Source organism: Fusobacterium perfoetens, from assembly GCF_021531475.1.
GTDB lineage: Bacteria > Fusobacteriota > Fusobacteriia > Fusobacteriales > Fusobacteriaceae > Fusobacterium_B.
Map to the genome: position 1 here is coordinate 1 of NZ_JADYTX010000023.1, position 25059 is coordinate 25059.

Consider the following 25059-nt stretch of genomic DNA (forward strand, 5'->3'; position numbering starts at 1 on the left):
TTAGACATACATTACCAACTTTCTTATATTTTTTAATTTGTTGATAATATATATGTGTCCTTTATGGGTATCATATCATATCAATGATAAGAGTAATAAGACAATAATTTTAAAAATAAATAGCAATCTCAATAATCTTACAAGCTTGAGAGAATTTGAAAGACATATTACTGAATTTAGTCCAGCTTTTTATAACTTAAAAATAGAAGGGGGCGAAAAAATGAATGAGCATAATAACTAATGAAAACTTAAATGCTTTAGATACAGCTGTTGATGATGTTCTAACAAAAAATTATTCCTTAGAAATTTTAAGTTTAAAAAATCCTGCTGACTTTAGAAAGTTTTCAAGGTCATTTGTAAAAATAGACAAGATTATGAAAGATATTGAGATATCCTCTAAAGAATTAGCAACAAAAAATAAGGCAGGAATAGTTAAAATAGGGGAAAATTTAATAATTTTAGAAGATGGAACAATAGATGTATTAGTCTGTAGTTCTCAAAAACTAGTTGCTCTTGTAGATAAATATAAGGGAATTGGTGATGTTTAATGAAAGAGATGTTAGTAAGTTGGGATATTTTAAGAAATGCTAATTTTTCTCCTATATTCTTTCTACAAGGAGACTTTGGAGTTGGTAATCTTAAGGTTGTTTTAAGAAGTTTAGAAACAAATTTTAAGGGTAATATAAGAGCTGTATTTTGTAGTTCTAATAATCCAACAGAGCCTTATGTCGTAGAAAGAGAAGTAATAGGATCTAGTGTTGATATTAAGATTCCTAATGAAATATTTCAAGGTTTTGGAAAAGTTTATTGTAGATTAATTTTGAAAAACCAAGAAAAAACTAAAATATTAGGTAGTGTACAGGAGGTGTATTTTCATGTAGTAGAGAAAAAAGATTGGGAATTTTTAGAACCATTGCTTCCAGGCAATGAGAAAGAATATGTACAAGACGTAGTTGATGAGTTATATGAAATTTTAAAAAACTCAAAGCAAGAATTAAAAGATTATGCAGATAATTAAAAAAATGATTTTGAAACAAAAATTTTAACATTAGAAGAAGCTAAAAAAATAATAGAAAAATATAGAAAATAAAGGAGACGATGTGAAATGACAAATGAAGAATTAATAATGACAGTGGCGGCAGCTTTGGAGAAAAAATTAATAACAGAAGAGGTTTATGATGAAACTCTTAAAGTAGTTTTTGAAGAAATGAAGAAAAAAGCAGCAGGAGATCATACTCACAATGCAGATGTAATAACAGATGGAACTACAAAAGCTATACCTACAAAAGCTAAACAAACTGAATGGGATAAAAAAGTTACTAAAGAAGAGTTAAATGCAGCTGTAGCCACTTTTGCAAGTGGTCTTGCTTGGAAAGGTGTATTTGATACATTAGAAGCTCTAAGAGCTAAAATAACTCAACCTAAAGAAGGGGATTTTGTAATTGTTATCAAAGAACCTACTTATCCAAAAAACACTTTATTAATCTATGAAGGAGAACCAACAAATGCGTGGCAAACTATCGGAGAGTTATTTGTTCCTGGTGTTGCAACTCATGATACTGACGGTTTAATGTCTAAAGATGACAAAAAGAAACTAGATGGTTTAAATAACTATACACTTCAACCAGCTACAACAGATAGACTAGGAGGAGTTAGAGCTAAAGCTGGAAATGCTGTAACAATCGGTGGCGACGGTGTTATTGGAATTGATGATGCTAGAACTGTTCAAACTGGAGAAAGAGATAAATGGAATAAAACAGCCACAGATTTACCTAATGTAAAATCAACAGCAGATAGTGCTTTAGCTAAAGCAAATTCAAATGGTGGAAAAATAGCAACTCTTGAAGGAAAATTTGTATATTTATCAATAGAAGATGCAAGATCAATAATTAATAAATACAAAGCATAGGAGGGAATATTCTTATGAATTTCAAAGAAAGTTTAAAAAAATTAAGAAATATGTCTGACGATGAAATTGTAACTATGGTAGAAAAAGCAACAGGAAAAGAATTAGTAAGCTACGAGGGAATTGATGCCCTTGTGGCTGCCCTTATGGGCTTTTATAATGGAGAACTAAAAAAGAAATCGCAAACAGGTCATAAACACACAAAATCTGAAATAACAGATTTTCCAGTTTCATTAAAAAATCCTAGTGCATTAACAATAAGTCTTAATGGAACAAGTCAAGGAGCTTATGATGGTAGTTCAGCTAAAAGTATAAATATTACTGCTGGAGGAGTTGGGGCTTATACAAAATCTGAAACAGACACTAAATTAAACGGTAAAGCTAATTCAACTCACTCACATACAGCAACACAGATAGCTCAAGATAGTTCCCATAGATATGTTACAGACACAGAGAAAGCTGCTTGGAATGGAAAATTAAATAAAGGAAGTTTACCTGCAAAAATTATAGATGCTAAAGGACTATATGACCTTATTGAAAATAATAGTGGACTAAATTTTGATACTGCTCTTTTATTTTTAAATGATTCTGGTACAAAATATGTAGATAAGATTTATTTCGATAGAAATAAAAAAGGAATGTTTAGATGCCATTCTCAAACAACATCTACAACAAATTCAACAACATATTTTGAAGATATCAGTAATAAAGCAAATTCTGCCCAATTAAGAAATCTAACTGGAAATATTATTTCTTTTACTTCAACCCCAGCTTCTGGAAATATTTTTTTAAACATAGATAACATATACAACTATAAAAATATCTGTACTTTTAAAAGTTCTGAAATTATTTTTAATGTACCTGGTACTTTTTTAATAACTTTGTTTTTTACTGTACGAGCATCAGGAGAAAATGGTGCTGATTGCAATCTAAAAATCTTAAATAATAATAACATTAAATATCAAAATACATTCCATTCAGATCATTGGGGTTGGAACACTTCTGTAGTACAAAGAGTTCTATCATTTAATAAAAATGATTCTTTAAAAATACAATACACTACAAGTAATGGATGGTTAGAGGGAACAGCATATTGTACTATTGAAAAAATATCGTAATTAAGAAATTTGCACAATTATAAAATCTGTTTAAAATTTTTAAGCAAAAAAAATTAAAATTTCAACAAAAAAAAGGAGGAAAAAAATGTCAACATTTACTTATATCTATAATATACAAGGAGAGGTTAAATTATTAGACACACTAAATTATACATTAGAGGAGTTCAAAGTAAATCCAAAAGGGTGTTATCCTAACTGGAATACAGAAAATATGTATGCTAGTGACAATTTATTTGAACATCCAGTTTTAATAGAAGGTATCATCAGAGAAAAAACTAGAGAAGAAAGAATTGCAGAAGGAGAAACAGAACTATTGCAAGATGGAGAAGTTTTTGAAAATGGAATTATAAAGGTAGTTCCTGCTCCTGAAAATTTATTAAAAAAAGAATGGGATAAAATAACTCACATATGGAAAGAGGGAGCAACAGAAGAAGAAATAAAAGATTTTTATTACTCACAAATTAATAAATTTAAAGCTGAAATTCTTGAAGTAGGTTTTGATTTTAACAGTCACCAACAAAAATGTAGAGAAAAGGATTTAGCTCTTTTAGGTAATGCAATAGCAGCCAATGAAGATGCTCAACCTTTTGCAACTACTCCAGTAACCCACTGGAGTTTTAATGATCATGATGTAGTTGAAATGTCTTTAGATGAACTAAAAAAACTAAGAATAGATGGAGCGACATTTGTACAAGCTGTATTTATAATTGAAGCTCAATTAAAAGCAACTCAACCTAATATTTTATTAGAAAAACAAGATTTTATTGAAAAAATAGATGAGTTATCCACTGTTAAATGTTTTAAAGAAAGTGTTTAAGGGAAATTAACAACTATAAAAAATAATTTTTAAAGGAGGTTTATGATGAAAAATTATTTTACAGTATCAGAACTTTGTCGGTCTGATGTAGCAAGAAAAAATGGAATAATTAATACTCCAGGAATAAAAGAAATGCACAATTTAGAAAAAATTACAATTCCTCAAATGAATATCATTCGTGAGTTTTTAGGAGTTCCTATTGTAGTTAACTCAGGTTTTAGATGTAAAGAGTTAAATAAAAAAGTAGGAGGAGTATATAATTCAAAACATCTTGAAGGACTAGCTGTTGATGGAATACCAAAAGGTTTAAATTTAAGAAAATGTTGGGAAAAATTAAGGGATAGTAAATATGCAAGTATGGTGGATCAATGTATATTATATAAGAAAAAAGGCTTTATTCATTTTGGCTTCTCTAAAGAAATTCCTCGTCAACAATTCTTTGAGAAGTAAAAGGAGTTGATGTTTATGATTGATGAGGTCTTGAAAATTATCAACAAATTTATTCCTGACAAAACTTCACAAGTTCAAGCTGAAATAGAATTAAGAAAGCTAAGTATAGAGGAACTAAAGACCAAAGGCGATTATTTAGAAAAAATAAATAAATGTATTCCTTTTGTCCTTCCTGCTTTTCTATTAGCATTGTTGGGAATGTTTATATTGTGTTTTTTAAGTGATTTTATTTTTAGTATTTTTGGGAGAGAAGCTCCAATCATTCACATTGATGATAGAATGATAGAGTTTTGTAAATGGTTTGTAGCTTTCTTATTTGGAAAAAAAGCTGTTGATAGTGTTACTGGGGGGAAAAATAAATGATAATGAGATTGCTACAAAAGATAGAAAATATTAGTAAAAGTGTAGTAGCTATAATTACTGCTACTAGTGCTGTAATAGGTGTCTTGTTAGGGATATATCACGGAATTTATAGTTTAAATAAAACTGTAAAATCTATTGTTAAAGCTATCCCCTTGTTGGAGGAGCACAATAAGTTCCTTGAAATTTCTATCAACTCTGATATTTATTTAGCTGAACATCAATTGAATCAGACAAATAATATAGATCGACTGTTAATGAGAAAATTACTTCAATATGAAAGTGAAATCTCATTGACAAGTGAACAGCTAAACAACATAAAGTACTTGAAGATTAAAAGTAAATATTACCAATAAAATAAAAATAACAGAGGTTTTACCCCCCTGTTATTTTTTCTTTTATAATTATATAATAACGTAAAATAAGATTTTTTCTTACTTATTTTTTAAAATTTTCATCATTTCAGTCATAGTATTTGCAAATCCTGTTCTAATTACAAGGTTTGCTCTTTCATCTTGAGATGTAGGAGTTTCGTTTATAATCACAAGATTTTTTCCTCTAAAATAACTGATATAATAAGCAGCAGGATAAACTGTAAGACTTGTACCTGCAATTATTAAAGTATCAGCTTTTTTTATCTCAGATATAGCAGCGTCGGTAACTTTCTCATCAAGCATCTCTCCATAAAGAGTAACACGAGGTCTAACAACTCCTCCACATTCACAATCAAATCTTCTGTCAGCTCTTTTACCACATTTTAAACAATACCAATCTTTTAAAGTACCGTGAAGTTCAAGGACTTTTTTACTTCCTCCCTCTTGATGAAGATTATCTATATTTTGAGTGATAACAGCTTTAACTTTTCCCATTTTTTCAAGCTCAGCTAAAGCTATATGACCAGCATTTGGTTTAACATCATTAATCATTAGCTTTTCTTCAATATATTTATTAAAAATATCTGTGTGACTAAGGAAGAAGTCAATACTTAAAATCTCTTCAGGCTCATATCCCATGTAGTTTCTTTGATTATATAAACCATTTCTTCCTCTGAAATCCAAAAGTCCAGAATCTGTCGATGTGCCAGCTCCCCCGAAGAAAACAACATATTCACTAGTTTTTATAAGGTCAGCCAATTTTTTTATTTTATCATCCATAAAAATCACTCCTCACATAATATTTATATAATTACAGGATAAAGGACATAGTTTCAGTTGATGCTCCTGCTCCAGTAAAAGCCACAACATAACTACTATTCTTTATAATCTCAGCTAATTTTTTTGCATTTTCCATAAAAAAACCTCCAATAATCTGATTATTATGATAAGTTCTACCTAGATTATACTATATTTTTGGAAAATTATCAAAGTAAGTTTTTTTAATAAAAAATTAGAAATATATTAAAAAAAGAAGGAAAATATGATACAATTTATGAAGAATAAAAACAAAAAAAGGAGATGGAGTTATGAGATTTTTAGGAGTTATACCAGCTCGTTATGGGTCAAGTAGATTAGAGGGAAAACCTTTAAAAGATATATGTGGGCATACTATGATTGAATGGGTGTATAAAAGAGTTAAAAAATCAAACCTAGATGAAGTAGTAGTGGCTACTGATGATAAAAGAATATATGACGAGGTTGTAAGATTTGGTGGAAAAGTTGTTATGACAAGAGAAGACCACCCAAATGGTACAAGTAGAATAGCAGAGGTTTGTGAAAAAATAAAAGACTATGATGTAATAATAAATATCCAAGGAGATGAGCCTTTAATCGAAGTTGATATGATAAACTCTTTAGTTGAGGCATTTAAAAAAGAACCAGATTTAAAAATGGGAACTTTAAAATATAAATTAGACTCTATGGAAGATATTCAAAATCCAAATAGTGTAAAAGTAATAACTGATAAAAATGATTATGCTATCTATTTTTCAAGATCAGTGATACCATATCCTAGAAAAGAGAATAAGGATATTTATTACAAACACGTTGGAATATATGGATATAAAAGAGAATTTGTAATCGAATATTCTAAATGGGATCAAACTCCATTAGAAGTATCAGAGTCTTTAGAACAACTAAGAGTCTTAGAAAATGGATATAAGATAAAAGTTTTAGAAACTCCTCACAAAATAATAGGTGTTGATACAGCTGAGGAGCTTGAAAAAGTAAGAGAATATATAAAAAGTAATGGCTTATCTTTGTAACTAGGAGAAATTGATGATAAAAAAATATTTAGTGGCATTATTTTTAGGGATAACAGTTTTTATTTTTAATGGTTGTAGAAATACTAGTAGCTATAATCCTAATTATCAAGGGGATTATACAAAGGGAAGAATTTCATATTTTTCAAGATATGGTTATCCAAAACCAAATATTTCCTATAGTAATTCACACCCATATTTAGAAGATACAAGTCATCTAAATAATGGAAGATTTATTGGAAAAAACGAAAATGATTTCTTAAGATTTTTTAAAAGTTTAAATGAAAAAGGTTATGGAGATAATTCAAACTATTGGAGATGGACTTTTGAAATAGACTCATCTGATTATTCAGACTCTATAAATAAAACTCTGAGAAGTACAAGTTCATCTTTTGCTTTTACACTGGAGAATGGAAAATGGGTCAGAAAACCTATAAAAAGAAATCCTGTAGGTAGGCTAAAAGATATTGTGGTCTTAGAGAGAGGAAAATCTGGAGTTATCACTTATCTTTTGATTAAAGGAAGTAATGGAGAATATCTTTTAAAAGGTGAGTATACTATAAGAAAAGTTTTGGGACTTTCTAAATCAAATACAGGAACAAACACTGAGGTAAAACTTGCAAAAAGCGGAGAGAAATATAAGGCTACTAAATTAAATCCGAGCTTGTTACCTTCTGGATTTTTCTCAATAGAGAAAAGAGGAGGAAAATATATAATCTTCGGTGGTGGATTTGGTCACGGAGTGGGAATGAGCCAATATGGTGCTTACGACTTGACTAAAAACCACGGAAAAGATTATAAAGATGTTTTAGAATTTTATTATAGAAATGTAAAATTAAAAAATATGTATTCACTTTCTAGCATTGGGAAAACTATAAAAGTAGGACTTACTACAAATGGTATGTCTAGTCTTGAACATCAAAATGTAAATATAAATATTTTGGCAAAGTCAGAACTTAGCAATAGTTGGTTTAGAATAAAACTTCAAAAAGGAGATAAACTTAAAATAGTACCTAATTCTAATAAGTTGACTATTTATGTAAACGGAAAGAAAAGAGCCACAACAAAAGAAAAAGTTATATTAAAAAGTTCTAATAATAAATTTGCAATATCTGGTCTGAGAAGAGCTCATACAAGTACACCTACTTATAGAGGAAGTCTTTTAATAAAAGTTTCTTCAAACAGTGGAAGTAGATTAAATCTTGTAAACGAAGTATTTATAGAAGATTATTTATTACAAGTAGTGCCTAGTGAGATGCCTAGAAGTTTTGGTGTAGAGGCATTAAAAGCTCAAGCTGTGGCAGCGAGAACTTATGCTCTAAGTGATTATATAAAAGGTAGATACAAAAATCAAGGATTTCATGTGATGGATAACACAATGTCACAAGTCTATAATAATACAAATGAAAATCCAGAAACAAGAGAGGCTATCAAGAAAACTTATGGACAAGTTATGCTTTATGATGGTAAACCAATAGATGCAAAATATTATTCTACTAGTTGTGGAATGGGAGCATCAGCAATAACAGTGTGGTAAAAATAAAAAATCAAAGTGGGATATTAAAGTTCTACTTTGATTTTTTTTGCTATACTATATTAATTTTAAATTCTATTGACTTTTTAGAAAAATTTATATAACATATAATTGTTAGAGTTAAATTTTTATGTAGTTTAGGAGAAATTATGCAAATTTACCAAAAAAATCAAATAATATATTTCTTTAAAATTTCTGGAATAGCTGTGATTTTATCACTTATTTTATCATTTGGGGTACATCTTTTTGTAGAGTATCATCTAGAGATAGAGAAAATCCTTTTGACAGCTACCAAGATATTTTTTGATATACTGCCACTTGTTTTTATAAAACAAAAGAACTTTTTATTTAAAGATGGTCCGGGAAAAGCCACTCTATTAATATTATACTATCTTTTACTTGTACCATTTATTGATTTTTCTTTGGAGTTAGATGAAAATAATAGAAATATTCAATATATTTTCCAATTCTTATCTATTTTCAATGTACTTCTTTTGATAATATCCCATATAATTTTGTTAAAATATGTAGTGATTGATTTCTTTAAAAGAAGAAGAAAAATTGTTGCAAGGGATATAGGAATAGTAATTACAACTTATATGACAATTGCCATAAGTTTTGGATTAATATATACTTTGCTTAGTCTGTTTAGTAAAGAGCCAGTATTCAATGGAGTTAATCAGGCTGTGCCAACATTCCATTTTTATCTACAACATATCTATTTTAGCTTTATAACCATTGCTACTGTTGGTTACGGAGATATTTATCCAATAACACCTATTGGACATTTCTTAGTGGTTATGGAGATTATGATGGGGATTATCTTAACAAATGTTATCTTGGGACTTGTTATAGGTTCTGGTATTTTAACGACTGATAAAAAATAAAAATAGAAAGTTATCGATTTTTCGATAGCTTTCTATCTATTGAAACCTTTTTTGTGTAAACTTATTTTAATGCAATCTTTTTTATTTAATTTCTTTAAAATATATTTATATAAGATTATATATTTCAGGATTTATTTTTATAGAATGTTGAAAATCAACCTCTGTTGTTTTATAAGTATCCTTTTGATAAATAATAATATCTGGTAAAATAATATTATCTTTTTTAGCAATCTCTTTTATATTTTGATTGAAGTCTTTTATTTTATTCTTTAATGTGGTTAAATTTTTTCTAAAACGTCCTTTTTCTTTTTCATCTTCAAGATAATCAGCTTTTTTTGAAAGATTTGTCAATTTACCATAGAGAATTTTTCCATTTATCTCTTCATCTGGAATTTCTAAAAGCTCTAATAAAAGTTTAAATCCTTTTTTCCAAATAAAATCTAGTTCTGAATATTCTTTTACATTTATAGATAAGCCAAATTTTTCTATATATAGTATATTATTTTTAAAATAAAAATCACCTTTGATATTTTCTGTAAGAATGTTTTTAGTATCTATATTTTCAAGTTCTTCATCAATATTTATATCAAATATCATTTTAGAATTCTTTAATAACTTTTCTTTTGGAATATCAGGTTCATCAAGTTCTCTTAAAATAGAAGAAATCATTTTTAATAAAAATCTATCATAGGAATAAAAATCCTCTCTTTTATTATTTTTAAAAAACTCCAAAACTAGATAAAAATATATTTTATCTCTTTCAAAGAATAGATAAGATGCTTTATCAGCAATAGACTTTTCATCAAAAGAGAATAGTTTTAAAAACTTTGTTTTCCAAGAAAAGTTTCTTGGTTCAAGTTCTTCTTCCTCTTCATTATTTTCCTCATAATAGATCAAAGCGAACATATATTCCAAAAACTTCTTTATTTTACCTTGAATAATAATATCTTTTGTAATGTTGTCAGTTAATTCTCTAAAAAAATCTTCTAAGGAGTTATAAAAATTATCTCTATCTAAAGTTATCATATTTTCAAAAGAGTACAGTTTCTTTAACTCTCTAAAGAAAATTTTCATATTTTTATTTCCAACTTTTTCATAAAGATTTTCAACTAAAGAAAAATTATACTCTTTTATACCTGTATTTATTTGAGAATAGATTCTAGAATTTTCTTTTCTAGGTTCTATCATAATTTTTAATCTTGTGGTAAAAGGTAATCTTTTAAAAAATTTATTATTTGGGATAGAGTATTCGTCTTTGTCACCATTTTTTTCATAAGCAATCAACTGCTCTGTATACCAATTTATAGCATATATATCATTTTCTACAGCTAATTTATAAAAAAATATAGAAACATATTTCATTCCTAATGTCAGATCTATTATTGTATTTTCCTTAGTTATATCTCTATCTTTTAATATATATTTTACTTTTCTTTCTATATCGTTATATCCATTAGAAAAATCAGCTAGAATAGGTGTAAAGTTAATTCCAACATATTCTTTTTCCAATAATTCAAAATACTGTTTACTTTCAGATGAATAAATAATTATAAATTCTTGGATATTTTCAAAAACCTTTAAATTTTTATTTAATATATTTTCATCAAGAATATTTTCTATTTCATTTTTATTTTTTATAGGAGAAATACTTAAAAACATTATTAAAGTTTTAATTTTATCAGTATCTATCTTTTGAGATAAAATCTGTTTATTGTTTTTTATAATATTATTATAATTATCAATAAGCTGAATTTTTTCATTTTCTCCTATTTTTTCATTAAGATGATATTTAGTAAATAATTCTACTTGATTTTCTGAAATTTGGTTTTTAATAAAATGTTCTTTTATAATTTTTTTTATATCATTTCTATTCATAATATCTCCTTTTTTCTAATATAAATATACCTCTTTTTTTAAGAAATGTCAACGGAACTTATAAATATATACTGAATATTAACATTTTATAATTACCTTTTTTTATTTTTAATTACAAAAAAAATCCCTAAGAAAACTTAGAGATTTTATTTAAGATTATTATTTAGATAATATTTTTAATTTTACAAACGTACTTTTTTGTACACTTGTAAAATATGTTTTAACCCTTGTTTTAAATGGATATGTTTCTTAATAGCTACTTATACTTATTTTCAATCTTTTCTTCATTTTATCATATGAGCAAAATTTGCTCTGCTGTTCGTCATTTTATTTTTTTATTTTCCAATGTACTATATTCTTATACAAGTTTTTTGTATTTTTTGTTAGCTAACGAGCGTGATTTTCTTACTCTCCTTTACTCCACACCTTTTTGGTCAATTATTTTAAGAAAAATCAACTGACTGAAAAAGTATCTCCTAATCAAAGTATAACACAAAAGAGATTTTTTTCAATAAAACTGTCTAAAAAATATTTTATTAAAAAATAATTCTTTCCTTTTTTTGTTTATTTCTCCTAAAAAATATAGAAAAATCTAAAATATTTAATCAATATTATCCCTATTGTTCTGATAAAATTTTTCTATAAATAACAACTCCCAAATTAATTTCAATCCTTTAAAAAATAAAAAAAAGATGATATAATAACATATAAATAAAAAAATTGGAGGAATAATATGAAAAAACTTTTAAATAGATGTTCCATAGGTGGCTGAGCTAGTAAAATAGGGCCAGAGGCTCTTTCAAATATATTAGAAACTATACCAGTAAAAGAGGATAAAAATTTATTAGTTGGCTACGAAAAGTCTGATGATGCAAGTGTGTATCAAATTTCAGATGACAAAGCTATTATCCAAACTTTAGATTTTTTCACTCCAATGGTTGATGACCCATATATTTTTGGACAGATAGCGGCGGCTAACTCTCTAAGTGATGTTTATGCTATGGGTGGAAAACCTATTACAGCTATGAATATAGTTTGTTTTCCAGAAAGAGAAGATGTAAATATTTTAAAAGAGATACTAAGGGGAGGAGCTGAGAAAATCCTTGAGTCAGGAGCAGTCCTAAGTGGTGGACACTCTATCTATGACCAAGAGATAAAATATGGACTTTCTGTAACTGGGGTTTGTTCTCCCAAAAAAATTCTAAAAAATCACGGCTCTTGTGAGGGAGATATATTAGTCCTTACTAAACCTTTGGGGACTGGGATTTTGACAACAGCCTCAAAAATGGGGGAACTAACTGATGAACAGATGAAAGAGGTTATAAAAAATATGACCACTCTTAACAAATATGCTGGGGAGATAATCACAAAATATCCTGTAACAGCTTGTACAGATATTACAGGTTTTGGATTTTTAGGACACCTTTACGAAATGGCTAGCTCTTCAGAAAAAACTTTTATTATCGAAAGCCAGTACGTACCATATCTAAGTGGTGCTAAGGAGTTTGCAAAGGATTTCTACATCACTGGTAGTGGTCAAAGAAATAGAAAATCTTTAGAAGGAAAGGTAAAGTTTGAAAATATCCCTTTCGAGATAGAGGAGATTTTATTTGACCCTCAGACATCAGGAGGACTTTTATTCTCTGTACCAGTGGAGTATATAACTTATGTTATGGAAGAATTAAGTGGTTTGGAGATAAAATCTGCAATCGTTGGAAGTGTAGAGAAAAAAGGGGAGTTTAGCATAATAGTAAGATAGGTTTTATCCTTTTTGATGCAAGGAGAACTATGAAAGAAAGATTGCTTAGAAGTCTGCCAAAGGTGGATATTCTGCTTAAAGATAAAGATTTACAAAATATCAAAGAAAGTGTAGACTACTACACTTTTTTGTGGTGTATAAAAAATGTTCTAGAAAGTTTTAGAGAAAATATCAAAAATTCGAATGATAAAGATTTAGAAAAACTATCTAATAATCTTTTGGTTAGTATTAAAAAATCTATTATAGAACTTATCCAAAAGGAAAAAAGAAAAAGACTTCAAAAGGTTTTTAATGGAACTGGAACTATTATCCACACAAACCTTGGAAGAAGTGTTTTCTCTAAAAAAATAGCTAAAAATATTTCTGACATTCTCTCATCTTATACAAATCTCGAATACAATATCGAAAGAGGGGAGAGGGGCAGTCGCTACGAAAACCTTGAAAAACTTATTTGTAAAGTTACACAGTGTGAGGGGGCTTTGGTGGTAAATAACAATGCTGGAGCTGTACTTTTGACACTAAACGAGTTTTCTCAAGGGAAGAATGCTATTATCTCAAGAGGGGAGCTTGTGGAGATTGGCGGAAGTTTTAGAGTGCCAGAGATTATAAAATTTTCTGGGGCTAGACTTTTGGAAGTAGGTACAACTAATAGAACTCACTTGGAAGATTATGAAAGTGCCATTGATGAAACAAGCGGAGTTTTGTTAAAAGTCCACACATCTAATTATAAGATAAAAGGTTTTACAAAAGATGTACCACTAGCTGATTTGGTGGAGCTTGGGAAGAAAAAAAATCTTTTGGTAATAGAGGATTTAGGTAGCGGTAACCTTATTGAGTTTACAAAATATGGGGTTATTCAAGAGCCAACTATAAAGAAAAGCCTAGAGTGTGGAGCTAGTCTTGTGATGTTTAGTGGAGACAAGCTTTTAGGTGGTTGCCAAGCTGGGATAATTGTTGGGAAAAAACATCTGATTGATAGGCTTAAGAAAAATCAATTTTTAAGAACTATAAGGGTGGATAAAATAACTATCGCTATTTTGGAAAATATTTTTAGGGCTTATCTTGATGAAAAAGAGGCTGTAAAAAATATCCCTACCCTTAGAATGATTACAGAAGATAAAAAAGATGTAGAAAAGAAAGCCTACAAACTTTCAAAGCTTTTAAATAATAAAAATATCTCTCACAGTGTAATACCTACTAAAGCCACAATCGGTGGTGGAAGTATGCCTGAGGAGGAGATAGAGAGTTTTGGTATAGAGTTTAAGGGGGATATTTCTCCAAATAGACTGGAAGAATATTTTAGAAAAAATCCTGTATCTATCATAGGTAGAATTGAAAAAAATCGTTTCTTTATAGATATGAAAACTATATTTGATGATGATATAGAGGAGCTTTCGGAGAATATAGAGAGGGTATTTTTGGAAAGAGGGATAAAATGAAAAATATAATTATCGGAACAGCTGGGCATATTGACCACGGCAAGACTACCCTTATAAAATATCTAACTGGTATTGATACAGATAGACTTCCCCAAGAAAAAGAGCGAGAGATGACTATTGATATAGGATTTTCTTACATAAGAGAGAACGATATAAATATAGGGATTGTTGATGTACCGGGACATCAAAAGTTTATAAAAAATATGTTAAGTGGTGTATCTGGGATAAATTATGTATTATTTCTTATAGCCTCAGATGACGGAATTATGCCACAGACTGTTGAACATTTTGAAATCTTAAAACTTTTAGGGATAAAGTCTGGAATGATAATCCTCACTAAGACTGATTTAGTAAGTAAAGAAAAAATATCGGAGTTAAAATCTCAGATAAAGGAGAGGTTTAAGGGAAGTTTTTTAGAAAATTTTGATATTTTGGAAACCTCTATAAAAGATATAGAGAGCTTTGATAGATTAAAAATAAAACTTTTGGAAGATATATCTAAGTTACAATTAGAAAATCAAAATAAAGATTTCTTAATGTATATTGATAGAAGTTTCACTATTAAAGGTGTAGGAGCTGTTGTTACTGGTAGCGTTTCATCTGGCAAAATAAACTTAGGAGATAATATCTACCTATACCCAGCTAGAAAAAAACTTAAGATAAAATCAATAGAAAACTTTGGAAACAGATTAGAAACTTTGGAGGAAAACTGCCGTGGAGCTTTAAATCTTGGAGGCGTTGATTACAAAGAGATAAAAAGAGGGGATTTTTTATATTCTGATGATAGTTTGATTTCTAGTGATAGGATTGATATATTTTTAACTTCCTTAGAAAACAAAACAATTAAAAACAATCAAAAAATAAGAATTTATCTAGGAACTGACGAAGTTATCGGAAAGATTTTACTTTTTGATAAATATAAAAATGGATATATAGGGCAAGTTGTCTTGGAAAAAGAGGTTTTTTCTTTTAAAAATCAACTGGGAATAATTAGAAGTTATTCGCCTATTGTTACACTTGGTGGTATAAAAATCCTAGATACCAAAGGGCAGAAAATATCAAAGAAAAATAGTAATTACCAAATCTATATTGATAGATTAAAAGATATTTTTGATAACAAAGACTTTGACAAAAAAGATAGGGAAAATCTAAAAGAAAAGCTTATAGAACAATTAAAAACTTTTCATACAGATAACCCTTTAAAAAAAGGTATAAAACCTTTGGAGCTAGAAAAGATACTCTCAACTGACATAGGGGATATTTTGGAAGATTTATCAAAAGAAAACCTTATAAAGATAGAAAATAACACTGTATCTCTGTATGATTTTAAGGTAAAACTTACTAAGGAGCAGAAAGATTTAAAAGAAAAAATTTTTAAAATTTATAAAAATTCTGGATTTTATATGGTAAAATATGAGATAATAGAAAATATGCTAGGGGATTTTTATCCTAAAAAAGAGATAGAGAAAATCCACAGATTTATGGTAGAAAATCAAATGATAGTATATTTAGAAGAGGACAGATATATTTTATCAGGATTTTTTAAAGAGGCACAAAAAAGGCTTGTAGACTATTTCTCACAAGAGGATAATAGAAAAAATGGTATCACTCTTGGGGGATTTAGAGAACTTCTCGACACAAACCGTCAAAGTGCCATAAGCATAATAAATAAGCTAGAAAAAATAAAATTTTTAATCAATAGAGAAAATACAAGATTTCTTAGAGAGGGATTTTAAGGAGGAAAAAATGGTAAAAGTAAATGCAGTTGGATTTGTTTGTCCAGTACCTGTTATTATGACAAAAAAAGCTCTAAATGAGATTGCAGAGGGAGAAGTTGAAGTTTTAGTTGACAACGAAACAGCTAAACAAAACTTAGAAAAATTAGCTAAAGAGCTTGGATACGAGTTTAAATCTTGTGAAGTTGACGGAAATTTCCAAGTTATTATCAATAAAAAACCAAATGAAGATAAAAAAGAAACTAAAGAGGAAAATATAGTTGTAGTTATCGACTCTGATGAAATGGGAAAAGGAGACGAAGAGCTTGGAAAAATATTAGTAAAAGGATTTATCTATTCTTTGACAGAGATGGAAACTTTACCAAAAACAGTTATCCTTTATAACAAAGGGGTTTTACTTGCAACTGTAAATGAAAATACTATTGAAGATTTGAAAAAACTTGAAAGTATGGGTGTTGAAGTAATCTCTTGTGGTACTTGTGCAAACTACTATCACGTTCAAGACAAGTTACAAGTTGGAAGTTTAACAAATATGTACACTATCGTTGATAGACAATTTAAGGCTACAAAATTAATAAGAGTTTAATATGAAGTTACAAGAGAGATTTATAGTGATTTCTGCCGATTCCACTCATTTTGTTATAAGTCTTGAAAAAATCTTATTAGAAAATGATATTCAATGTAGAATAATACCACTTCCAGTAGAGATTTCTGCAAACTGTGGGTTGGCTGTGAAATTAGACGAAAAATATTTAGATAGAGCTAGAGAGATTATCCTAAAAAATAGTTTCTTGGTTAAGGTGGCTCTAATTGAAAAAAACGGACTTAAAAAAAATATTACTGAATTAGAGATTGGGGGAGAAAGTAGTGCTGAATAAAAAGTTTTTTTTACTAATTTTTACCTTTTGTTTTGCTTTAACTTTTGGTAAAACTAAAAGACCAGAGATAATAGTAGAAAAAAAATATGATAATTTAATACACGAAAATATAAAAATAGATATAAAATATGGTGGAGAAGATTTACCAAAACTTTTAGACTATGTATTTATAAAAACTCTCTATGCAAGGGTGAGGACTGAACCTTTTTCAGATTCACCAGAGATTTATCACGCTCCATTTAATACAAAATATCTTTTATTAGAAAAAGTAAAAGTTGGAGGAAATGTTTGGTACAAAGTTAAAACTCCAAAGGGAGAGGGGTATATATATGAGGGTTCTGCTATTCTTAGAACTTTTAGATTTGAAAAAATGCTTACAAGAATAGAAGAGGTTGAAAAATTTATAAGTGGTAAAAATAGTGAAAAGGTAAAACTTGCCTCTACAAACTCGTATCTTCCAAACCCATTTAATAAAGATATGAAAAGAACTAAGGATAAATACGGAGTTTCTATTGACCAAAATATAGTTGGTGTTTACAAGGAAGAAAACAAAGAGGATATAGAAATCCATATTCCTGATAGATCTATCCTTAGTGTAGAAAAAATAGATGGAAATTATGCTGAAGTTAAGGTTGAAAATATAAAAGAATCTCCTCTAAGAATGCCTAAAAAATATCTAACTTATAGACCTGAAATCTCAAAAGGATTTAAAAAAGCGATAGTTGTAGATATAGACAATCAAAACTTGGGAGCTTTTGAAAAAGTTGGAGATAACTGGTATTTGATTTCATATATCTACGGAAAAACTGGAATTGAAAGTGAGCTAGGCTTTGAAACTCCAAGAGGTTCTTACATTGTCCCTCTTCTAAAATATGAAATGGGATATAGAGGACTTTATGGGGAAGATGCTGGAATAGCTAGATATGCCATAAGATTTAGTGGTGGAGGATATCTTCACGGAACACCTATTGAACACGACGAGAAAGATAACGAGGATTTTTTCCTACTTCAAAAAGAAAATGGACTTGGAACATTTAAAGGTACAAGAAAATGTATAAGAAATACTGTTTCTCATTCAAAGTTTTTATTCGATTGGATAATGGGAGATTCTAAAAGAAATCTAAACTCTAACTACCAATCTCCTGGTGAGAATGTTATATTTATAATTTTCTAATAAAGTGATAGTATGAATATATTAATAACTGGAGTTACAAAAGGGATTGGTCTAGCACTTACCAAAGAATTTGTAAGAAGAGGGGACAGAGTTTTTGGAGTGGCTAGGACTTTATCTAGATTAAAAGATTTAGAAAAAAAATATTCCCAAAGCTTTATCCCTCTAAACTATGATATATCTTTGGAAGAAAATATTGATAAAATCTTTAAATATTTAGAAGAAAATAGTATAAAAATAGATATTTTGGTAAATAATGCTGGGGTTGGAGCTTTAGGGAAGTTTCAAGATATTTCTCTTGCTGACAATCAAAGGGTTATCAATCTTAATATTTTGTCCCTTGTAAATATGACACATAAATTTTTAAACTACAAAAAATATGATAAATTTACAGGAATAATAAATATATCTTCTACTGGGGCTTTTCAAGTAGGTGGACCATATTTTGCCACTTACTATGGTACAAAATCCTTTGTTAGCTCCTTTACAAATAGCTTGATAACTGAAAATCCCAAAACTAAAGAAAAGGATTTTAGAATAATGGGAGTTTACCCCGGACCAACTAGTACAGAGTTTGTAGGAATGAAAGATGAAAAGAGCTTTTATATTATGGACTCTCAAAAGGTGGCTAGTATTATTATAGATGATTTCTTTAAGGGAAAGGATATTTGTATCCCCGGAGTATTTAATAAGTTTTTGGTTATTCTAGGGAAGTTTATCCCAAGAAAGTTGGAACTAAAACTTTTGGAAAAAATCCAATTAAAGAAAATAAAAAAAATTTAACCAAAAAAGGAGCTGTTGCATTTTTTTATTAATAAGAATATAGATTAAAAATTACGAAAATTATGGAGAAAAATTAGATTTATAAAGCGACATCGAATGCTAAAAATCACAACTGTTTGAGCGTAGCGAGTTTTGTGATTTTAATGAGATGAGCTTTTAATAAATCAATTTTTTGTAATCTGTAGTAATTTTTAATCTTATATCTCTTAAATTTGCAACAGCCTCTTTTAATCTTTTCTTTGTTGTTTTATTATTTTTTCTAATTCTTTTAATCTTGTTTCCATTTCTGTAAGATGCTCTGTTTCTCCATTAACTATACAATATCCTATTTTTGTTCTCAAAGAGTTATATTCTTTTTTCTCTGGAGTAGCATTCATTGCTTTATCATACATCTCTTTCGTTATTTTTCCAGTCTCCAATAGCCATTTTAAAAATTCTTCTTCATCTTTATCAGTTCTTTCTCTCATATAATCACCTCTATACTTTAAAAAAATAAAGGGAGAATTTTAATCTCCCGTATATTTTTTCTAATTCTATCAAATAATATTTTTTTGTTATCTATTAAAAAGCATAAGGAATTATTTATATTTTTAGTCATTTGTAATATGGTAAAGGTTAATGATAGCTGATTGTAATTTTGTATCATCTTGTTCTGTAGCAAATATTTTTCCTTCTAACATTCCTTTTGAATTATTGAATTGGAATTTTATTATTCTTCCTTCTGTATCATCTGGTGAAAGTGTGAATTTTTTTTGATTTCCCTTGTTATCTGGAGAGAAATAATTAATTATTACTTTTGTTACATAAGGTGCGTTGATTACTTTCTTTATAAATCTTTGAAACTCTGAATGGTTTCTTAATTGTTCTGCGTGAGCCTCGTTTCCTTTGTATTGCTCTTGATAAAGTTTTTCTGATGGTAGAGCATCTTTTGGTAAAGTAGATAAAACATCTGTATTTAATTTGTCATAGATCATTTCTCCTAAAGGTGATAAAGAGAAATAACTAGTATTGTCCATTCTTACGTCTTCTAAAATATTTCTTAAATTTGAATCACGATTTATATAAGATTGTATTTCACTTTTTGGTAAAATGCTTTCTTTTTTTAGTCTTGAGATAATGTCTAAGTTCTTTATAAATAGATCTCTATCAATAGTTATAGGCATAGGTAAAAGTTTTACAATCTCAGTGCTGTTTTCATATAGATAATATGCTGGGATTTTGAAAACTTGGGCAATTAATCCGACCATAAATATTTGTGCTTTTAATCCACCGATTGGGGAAATCATTATATTGTCAAATTCATGTTTCTTTATAATTTTTGCTATTTCAGTAGAAAGATTTCTAAGTCCTTGGATTGCAAAGTCGTGTTCTTTTGTAATATTTAATTTTTCTATCTCTCTAATTTCAACTTCAAAGTTCATACTATTTTCTATTGTATATTTTACAACCTCTCCTGCTGTTCTACCATCTATTGAATCAGAAACTATTAAATATATTTTTGCATCTTCGATATTTTCTTTTTTAAATAGATAATATGTAGAGTTAATTTCAGCACCAAATTTTTTATCTGTTATATCTTTTCCTTGTAATTCTTTGATTATTCTTTCTTTAAAATCTTTTGCCTCTTCTTCTGTTAGTGAGCTTAGAGGTCTACCTTGAAAATGGTTGTTTATTATGTCACGATGATTAGTAAGAGAACTTGTACCACAAGTTGCTATTAAAATATTTTTTTTCATAAAAACTCCTCCTAAAATTTTCTAATTATATTATATCCTTGTTTCAATATTAAATCAAATTATCTTTTTTTAAAAATTTCGTATATAACTCCCCACATTAACAATGTTTCTAACATAATTTCCCTCCTTTCGTTAAAACATACAATTATCAAAAACTTTTATTAAAACTTTTTAGAAATAATCCCTATTAAAAATAGTGTCAACATTTTAAACCTCCTTTAATCTCTTTAACGAGTTTATTATATAAAATCGCTTTACCAAAAATATTTATTTTTTTACTTTTTTATTATTTTTTCTCTTATCTCCATATCTTGACTTAAATAATCTGTATAAATCGACCTTAAAAAAACTGTTTCTGTTTTTATATCTGATTGGTAAAAGAATCTAAAATAGTCGTTAATCAAATTTTCATCAAGTAAAAATTGGATAATCTTTTCGTTTTTTATTTTATCAATAGTAAGTTTAAAGGTATTTTTTAAATAAAATTTTATTAACTGGTTATTAAAACGAGATATACTTAAATTAAACTTTTTTATATCACTCATCAATCTGTCATACATCTCCTTATTTATAGATACTTTTATTTTCTTTTTCATATTTTCCTCCTTTTCTTTTGGCAAGATCATTTTATAATAATCCCTTACCAAAAAAATCTAAATTCTTACTAAAAATTGAGAATTTTTTTTATTTATAATCTACTTGAAAAAAGTTTATCATAGTTGAATTACCAAATGGATATTAAAATTACAATTTTATAATAAAATACATACTTTAAAGGATTAAAAATATATTTTAATCAAGATAGGAGAAATAATATTAATAGAGCTTTTAATATTCTCTTAAGAAAAATGAATAAAATATGAAAAGACTGTTTTTTAATAAAATATTTTTTGATAGTTTTATTGAAAAAAATCTCTTTTATGTTATACTTTGGTTAGAAGATGTTTTTTCAGTCAGTTGATTTTCCTTAAAATAATTGACCAAAAAGGTGTGGAGTGGGGGAGAGTAAGAAAATCACCCTCGTTAGATAACAAAAAATGCAAAAAACTTGTATAAAAATATAGTACATTGGAAAATAAAAAAATAAAGTGACGGACAGCAGAGCAAATTTTGCTCATATGATAAAATGAAGAAAAGATTGGAAATAAGTATAAATAACCATTAAGAAACATATCCATTTAAAATAAGGATTAAAACTAGACTCTTCTAATATATTAGCAAGGTTGTCTCCAAGATTAAGAAACATATCCATTTAAAACAAGGATTAAAACTATTTTGTCCTGTCTTTCAACTAAGAACTCATCAAGAGATTAAGAAACATATCCATTTAAAACAAGGATTAAAACCACACTTCGTAGTAATTTCCTCTACTCTAACGGAATTAAGAAACATATCCATTTAAAACAAGGATTAAAACACACCATTTATTCTACCCATAAGTCTGGCTGTAAGAATTAAGAAACATATCCATTTAAAACAAGGTTAATAAAAAAAGCCTGACTTACAACATATTTGTAAATCAGGTTTTTAATTTTTTTGAAAAATAAAAAGAGATTAACTTCTAAAAATAGAAATCAACCTCTTTTTAATAAATATTTTTAAACCAATGTTAATTGTTTATCATTTGTGTCTTGGACTTTTTTTATTTTTTTTAAGATACTTTCTTTTTTAGCCTCGTTAATAGTGGCATTTGCACCGACTTCTCCGATTAATAGTTTAGAATTTTTGTTATGTAATTTATAATTTTCGATTGCTTTTTCTTTGTTAAAGTTAGCATAGCAATATAAACAACCGTGAATACAAGTGTTATACTCTCCTATATCATAACTTTTTATACAACCGCACTCCTCTCTTTGAAATTTATCTTTTTTATCATAGACATTTATCCCTAAAATTTTTGAAATCAAACGGTCATCAATACATTTTCCTTTTTGTACACCATATTTAGAGAAATCCCCATTTTCAGAGCAAGTTTCTATAACCATATTATATTTATTAGCTATTTTAACAAATTTTTTAACTATCTCTATTTTTTCATCTTCCTTTGGAACTCTTATTCTTAAAGACTTTGTATTTCTCTCTGTTTTTTTATACAAGTCCACAAAACTTATTACACACTTTTCAGTATAATTTCCCAATTTTTCACATAATCTTTCAAAAGCTCTAAAATGATAATCTAAATTATATTTTTCACTTAGAAATATTGGATCATATCTAAAGACCATTTTTTCTTTTCCAATAGTTTTTGCCAAAAAGATAAAATTTTCTATAATTTTTTTTTTATCAATTACGCAAGGCTCTACATCTTTTCCATAAGGGGAGATTGTATATTGAAAATAGTATTTGTAATCTTTTAATTTTATTAGATTTTCCTCTGTTGTCAAAGGAATAGCGTTTTTTGTCCAAAATACAAAACAATCTACATCTTCTTTTTTTAGACTAATTTTTCTTATTTGATTGATGTTCATAGGATTTTTTACATAGACAAATCCCTCTTCTAATCTATTAAAAAACCAATCACTATAAAAAGCTGGTATATCTGTTCTTCTACTTACACTTATTATCATATTAAGCTCCTTTTCTTAAAAAAATTCTTCTTTTGTTAAAGTAATTATTTGGTAGCAAAATTGTGAATCAGAGTTTACTGGGTATCTTGAAAGAGTTTGATCACAATCTCCACATAATGAATGTTTTTTACATAAACAAGGTAGATATTTTATAAAATCCATTTTATCTTTTGGGTATCTTATTTGAGGATTGATGTATTCTAATTTTCTAGTAAAGTCGTGAGTGCTTACACTTGATGAATCTTTTAAAATATATCTGTGATTGTATTGAAAAACTTCCATTATTTCTAATAATCTTTCTCTGTCTCTGAACTCTCTTGATTTTCTATGGGCAGATATTAAAACTAGATTTTTTTCATTAAAGTTGCTATTTCTAATTGTATTTTTTAAATTTTCAAATGTTTCTTGGTCAAACTCCCCAATAGATTTTGGAAACATAATAACGTTATAATTTGATTTGTTTAGTTTACAAATATTTTCTATTCTAGCATTAATAAATTTTTCTCCAAAAAAGTCTGAATAATCCCATTTTATACAGTCTAAACCTGTGTAATTATAATTTATTTTTGTGTTTTCTGTTGCTTTTTTTAACCCCCATAAATCTAAACCACAACCGCAACCGATTGATAAAATATTGTAGTCGTTTTTTATAAAGTCTTTTTCTATTAAATCTTCGTATAATTTGGCATACTCCACATAATATGCTAATAAATATCTTGCTAAATAAAATTTTTGAAGAGTGGAATCGTTGTAATTAGGCAAACTATCTCCATAAAAATTTAATTCTCTTAATTTGCAAAGGGAACTAGCTTTTGATATTTCAGTTTTAAAATCATTAAAAATATTGTCAAATTTATTTAAAACCATATAATTCATACTCATAATTCTTTCCTCCCAATCTGTTTTTCTTATTATGAGATAATTATACAAAAGTGAAATTACTTTTTTTGGCGAATAATTACTTTTTTTGTTTGACAACATTTTTTTACTTATATTATAGGATATACTGCTAAAAAATAAAAGTTACTTTGATAAAAATATATTCCAATTAAAATAGGGGCATTTTAAAGATGTTATACTCTTTTTCTTTTTATTATAAATTTATAAAATCTTTGATTTATGAGGAAATAGATTTTTTAGGAATCAAATTAAATATAGGTCACTGCTGTGTGGAGCTAGAGAGAAAGTCTATTGAAAAAAAATCTCTTTTATGTTATACTTTGGTTAAGAGATACTTTTTCAGTCAGTTGATTTCTCTTAAAATAATTGACCAAAAAGGTGTGGAGTTGGGGAGAACAAGAAAATCACGCTCGTTAGCTAACAAAAAATACAAAAAACTTGTATAAAAATATAGTACATTGGAAGATAAAAAAATAAAATGACGGACAGCAGAGTAAATTTTGCTCAGATGATAAAATGAAGAAAAGATTGGGAATAAGTATAAATAGCTATTAAGAAACATATCCATTTAAAACAAGGATTAAAACATAATTTCGGATATGGCTAAGTATTATTCTAATACAGATTAAGAAACATATCCATTTAAAACAAGGATTAAAACGATTTTGACTTTGATTCTTTCGTCAGCTATGTTAAATATTAAGAAACATATCCATTTAAAACAAGGATTAAAACCCTTTTGTTTTAATCAAAGCATCTAAGATAGAATATTAAGAAACATATCCATTTAAAACAAGGATTAAAACTAATTTCACCAGTTTCTCTGTCATGTATAGCATATGTGTATTAAGAAACATATCCATTTAAAACAAGGATTAAAACGATTTCTCAGCATCTAACCAAAATACTTTTTTCATAATTAAGAAACATATCCATTTAAAACAAG

The 25059-nt window shown here is 27.7% G+C and carries 26 protein-coding genes and 2 CRISPR repeat arrays (1 of these 28 only partly in view); of the genes, 19 read left to right on the plus strand and 7 right to left on the minus strand.

Features of this window, described 5'->3' with window-relative positions; genetic code table 11:
- Positions 1–224: 224 nt before the first annotated feature.
- The 8 genes from I6E15_RS06295 to I6E15_RS06330 all read left to right on the plus strand — a co-directional run bounded on the left by I6E15_RS06295 (position 225) and on the right by I6E15_RS06330 (position 5007).
- Positions 225–548 (plus strand): hypothetical protein, encoded by a 324-nt coding sequence (locus I6E15_RS06295; protein WP_235247018.1) that lies wholly within the window; start codon positions 225–227, stop codon positions 546–548.
- Positions 548–1018: a hypothetical protein gene (locus I6E15_RS06300; RefSeq protein WP_235247019.1), complete on the plus strand. Its 471-nt coding sequence runs from the start codon at positions 548–550 to the stop codon at positions 1016–1018. The genes I6E15_RS06295 and I6E15_RS06300 overlap by 1 nt, the downstream gene beginning before the upstream one ends.
- Before the next feature lie 87 nt (positions 1019–1105).
- Positions 1106–1909: a hypothetical protein gene (locus tag I6E15_RS06305; protein ID WP_235247020.1), complete on the plus strand. Its 804-nt coding sequence runs from the start codon at positions 1106–1108 to the stop codon at positions 1907–1909.
- A gap of 14 nt (positions 1910–1923) precedes the next feature.
- Positions 1924–3024 (plus strand): hypothetical protein, encoded by a 1101-nt coding sequence (locus I6E15_RS06310; protein ID WP_235247021.1) that lies wholly within the window; start codon positions 1924–1926, stop codon positions 3022–3024.
- Between the two features lie 85 nt (positions 3025–3109).
- Positions 3110–3841 (plus strand): hypothetical protein, encoded by a 732-nt coding sequence (locus I6E15_RS06315; protein ID WP_235247022.1) that lies wholly within the window; start codon positions 3110–3112, stop codon positions 3839–3841.
- Between the two features lie 45 nt (positions 3842–3886).
- Positions 3887–4291, plus strand: coding sequence for a D-Ala-D-Ala carboxypeptidase family metallohydrolase (locus tag I6E15_RS06320; protein WP_235247023.1), 405 nt, complete (start codon positions 3887–3889; stop codon positions 4289–4291).
- A gap of 15 nt (positions 4292–4306) precedes the next feature.
- The gene (locus tag I6E15_RS06325) at positions 4307–4654 is read left to right on the plus strand and encodes a hypothetical protein (RefSeq protein WP_235247024.1); all 348 of its coding nucleotides are present in this window, start codon (positions 4307–4309) and stop codon (positions 4652–4654) included.
- Entirely contained in the window at positions 4651–5007 is a 357-nt protein-coding gene (locus I6E15_RS06330; RefSeq protein WP_235247025.1) for a hypothetical protein, read from the plus strand. Before I6E15_RS06325 ends, I6E15_RS06330 begins: the two co-directional genes overlap by 4 nt.
- Before the next feature lie 78 nt (positions 5008–5085).
- On the opposite strand, the gene I6E15_RS06335 is transcribed toward I6E15_RS06330, so the two are convergent.
- The gene (locus I6E15_RS06335) at positions 5086–5805 is read right to left on the minus strand and encodes an NAD-dependent protein deacylase (RefSeq protein ID WP_235247026.1); all 720 of its coding nucleotides are present in this window, start codon (positions 5803–5805) and stop codon (positions 5086–5088) included.
- A 308-nt stretch (positions 5806–6113) separates the two neighbouring features.
- On the opposite strand from I6E15_RS06335, the gene kdsB reads away from it, so the two are divergent.
- The 3 genes from kdsB (at position 6114) to I6E15_RS06350 (ending at position 9269) form a co-directional block, all read left to right on the plus strand.
- On the plus strand, positions 6114–6851 hold the full coding sequence (gene kdsB, locus I6E15_RS06340; RefSeq protein ID WP_235247027.1) for a 3-deoxy-manno-octulosonate cytidylyltransferase: 738 nt from the start codon (positions 6114–6116) through the stop codon (positions 6849–6851).
- A 13-nt stretch (positions 6852–6864) separates the two neighbouring features.
- Positions 6865–8385: a SpoIID/LytB domain-containing protein gene (locus I6E15_RS06345; RefSeq protein WP_235247028.1), complete on the plus strand. Its 1521-nt coding sequence runs from the start codon at positions 6865–6867 to the stop codon at positions 8383–8385.
- Positions 8386–8531: 146 nt separating this feature from the next.
- Positions 8532–9269, plus strand: a complete 738-nt coding sequence (locus I6E15_RS06350; protein ID WP_235247029.1) for a potassium channel family protein — start codon at positions 8532–8534, stop codon at positions 9267–9269.
- A gap of 105 nt (positions 9270–9374) precedes the next feature.
- Here the strand turns inward: I6E15_RS06350 and I6E15_RS06355 are convergent, their stop codons facing one another.
- Positions 9375–11144, minus strand: coding sequence for a hypothetical protein (locus I6E15_RS06355; protein WP_235247030.1), 1770 nt, complete (start codon positions 11142–11144; stop codon positions 9375–9377).
- A 781-nt stretch (positions 11145–11925) separates the two neighbouring features.
- On the opposite strand from I6E15_RS06355, the gene selD reads away from it, so the two are divergent.
- From selD to I6E15_RS06390, 7 genes are read left to right on the plus strand one after another with little or no spacing between them, the layout of a single operon-like run.
- On the plus strand, positions 11926–12903 hold the full coding sequence (gene selD / locus I6E15_RS06360; RefSeq protein ID WP_235247047.1) for a selenide, water dikinase SelD: 978 nt from the start codon (positions 11926–11928) through the stop codon (positions 12901–12903).
- Positions 12904–12932: 29 nt separating this feature from the next.
- A complete protein-coding gene (gene selA, locus I6E15_RS06365; protein ID WP_235247031.1) occupies positions 12933–14342 on the plus strand; it encodes an L-seryl-tRNA(Sec) selenium transferase in 1410 nt (469 codons plus the stop codon).
- A complete protein-coding gene (gene selB / locus I6E15_RS06370) occupies positions 14339–16078 on the plus strand; it encodes a selenocysteine-specific translation elongation factor (RefSeq protein WP_235247032.1) in 1740 nt (579 codons plus the stop codon). The genes selA and selB overlap by 4 nt, the downstream gene beginning before the upstream one ends.
- A gap of 10 nt (positions 16079–16088) precedes the next feature.
- Positions 16089–16664 carry a sulfurtransferase-like selenium metabolism protein YedF gene (gene yedF / locus I6E15_RS06375; protein WP_177161748.1) on the plus strand — a complete coding sequence of 192 codons (576 nt, stop codon included), beginning with the start codon at positions 16089–16091 and terminating at the stop codon, positions 16662–16664.
- Between the two features lies 1 nt (position 16665).
- Positions 16666–16956: a DUF3343 domain-containing protein gene (locus tag I6E15_RS06380; RefSeq protein ID WP_235247033.1), complete on the plus strand. Its 291-nt coding sequence runs from the start codon at positions 16666–16668 to the stop codon at positions 16954–16956.
- Positions 16946–18130, plus strand: coding sequence for a L,D-transpeptidase family protein (locus I6E15_RS06385; RefSeq protein WP_235247034.1), 1185 nt, complete (start codon positions 16946–16948; stop codon positions 18128–18130). The genes I6E15_RS06380 and I6E15_RS06385 overlap by 11 nt, the downstream gene beginning before the upstream one ends.
- Before the next feature lie 12 nt (positions 18131–18142).
- Complete coding sequence (locus I6E15_RS06390) at positions 18143–18910, plus strand: SDR family NAD(P)-dependent oxidoreductase (protein WP_235247035.1); 768 nt, start codon at positions 18143–18145, stop codon at positions 18908–18910.
- A gap of 227 nt (positions 18911–19137) precedes the next feature.
- Here the strand turns inward: I6E15_RS06390 and I6E15_RS06395 are convergent, their stop codons facing one another.
- The 5 genes from I6E15_RS06395 to I6E15_RS06415 all read right to left on the minus strand — a co-directional run bounded on the left by I6E15_RS06395 (position 19138) and on the right by I6E15_RS06415 (position 24095).
- Entirely contained in the window at positions 19138–19377 is a 240-nt protein-coding gene (locus I6E15_RS06395) for a hypothetical protein (RefSeq protein ID WP_235247036.1), read from the minus strand.
- Between the two features lie 123 nt (positions 19378–19500).
- Positions 19501–20646, minus strand: a complete 1146-nt coding sequence (locus I6E15_RS06400) for a hypothetical protein (RefSeq protein WP_235247037.1) — start codon at positions 20644–20646, stop codon at positions 19501–19503.
- A gap of 275 nt (positions 20647–20921) precedes the next feature.
- On the minus strand, positions 20922–21242 hold the full coding sequence (locus I6E15_RS06405) for a hypothetical protein (protein WP_235247038.1): 321 nt from the start codon (positions 21240–21242) through the stop codon (positions 20922–20924).
- A 564-nt stretch (positions 21243–21806) separates the two neighbouring features.
- Positions 21807–22136: a CRISPR direct-repeat array (repeat unit 37 nt; unit sequence ATTAAGAAACATATCCATTTAAAACAAGGATTAAAAC).
- A 108-nt stretch (positions 22137–22244) separates the two neighbouring features.
- On the minus strand, positions 22245–23213 hold the full coding sequence (locus I6E15_RS06410; RefSeq protein WP_235247039.1) for a DUF1848 domain-containing protein: 969 nt from the start codon (positions 23211–23213) through the stop codon (positions 22245–22247).
- A gap of 15 nt (positions 23214–23228) precedes the next feature.
- Positions 23229–24095, minus strand: coding sequence for a hypothetical protein (locus tag I6E15_RS06415; RefSeq protein WP_235247040.1), 867 nt, complete (start codon positions 24093–24095; stop codon positions 23229–23231).
- A 188-nt stretch (positions 24096–24283) separates the two neighbouring features.
- On the opposite strand from I6E15_RS06415, the gene I6E15_RS06420 reads away from it, so the two are divergent.
- Positions 24284–24559, plus strand: a complete 276-nt coding sequence (locus tag I6E15_RS06420; protein ID WP_235247041.1) for a hypothetical protein — start codon at positions 24284–24286, stop codon at positions 24557–24559.
- Between the two features lie 104 nt (positions 24560–24663).
- Positions 24664–25059: a CRISPR direct-repeat array (repeat unit 37 nt; unit sequence ATTAAGAAACATATCCATTTAAAACAAGGATTAAAAC) (it continues 232 nt past the right edge of the window).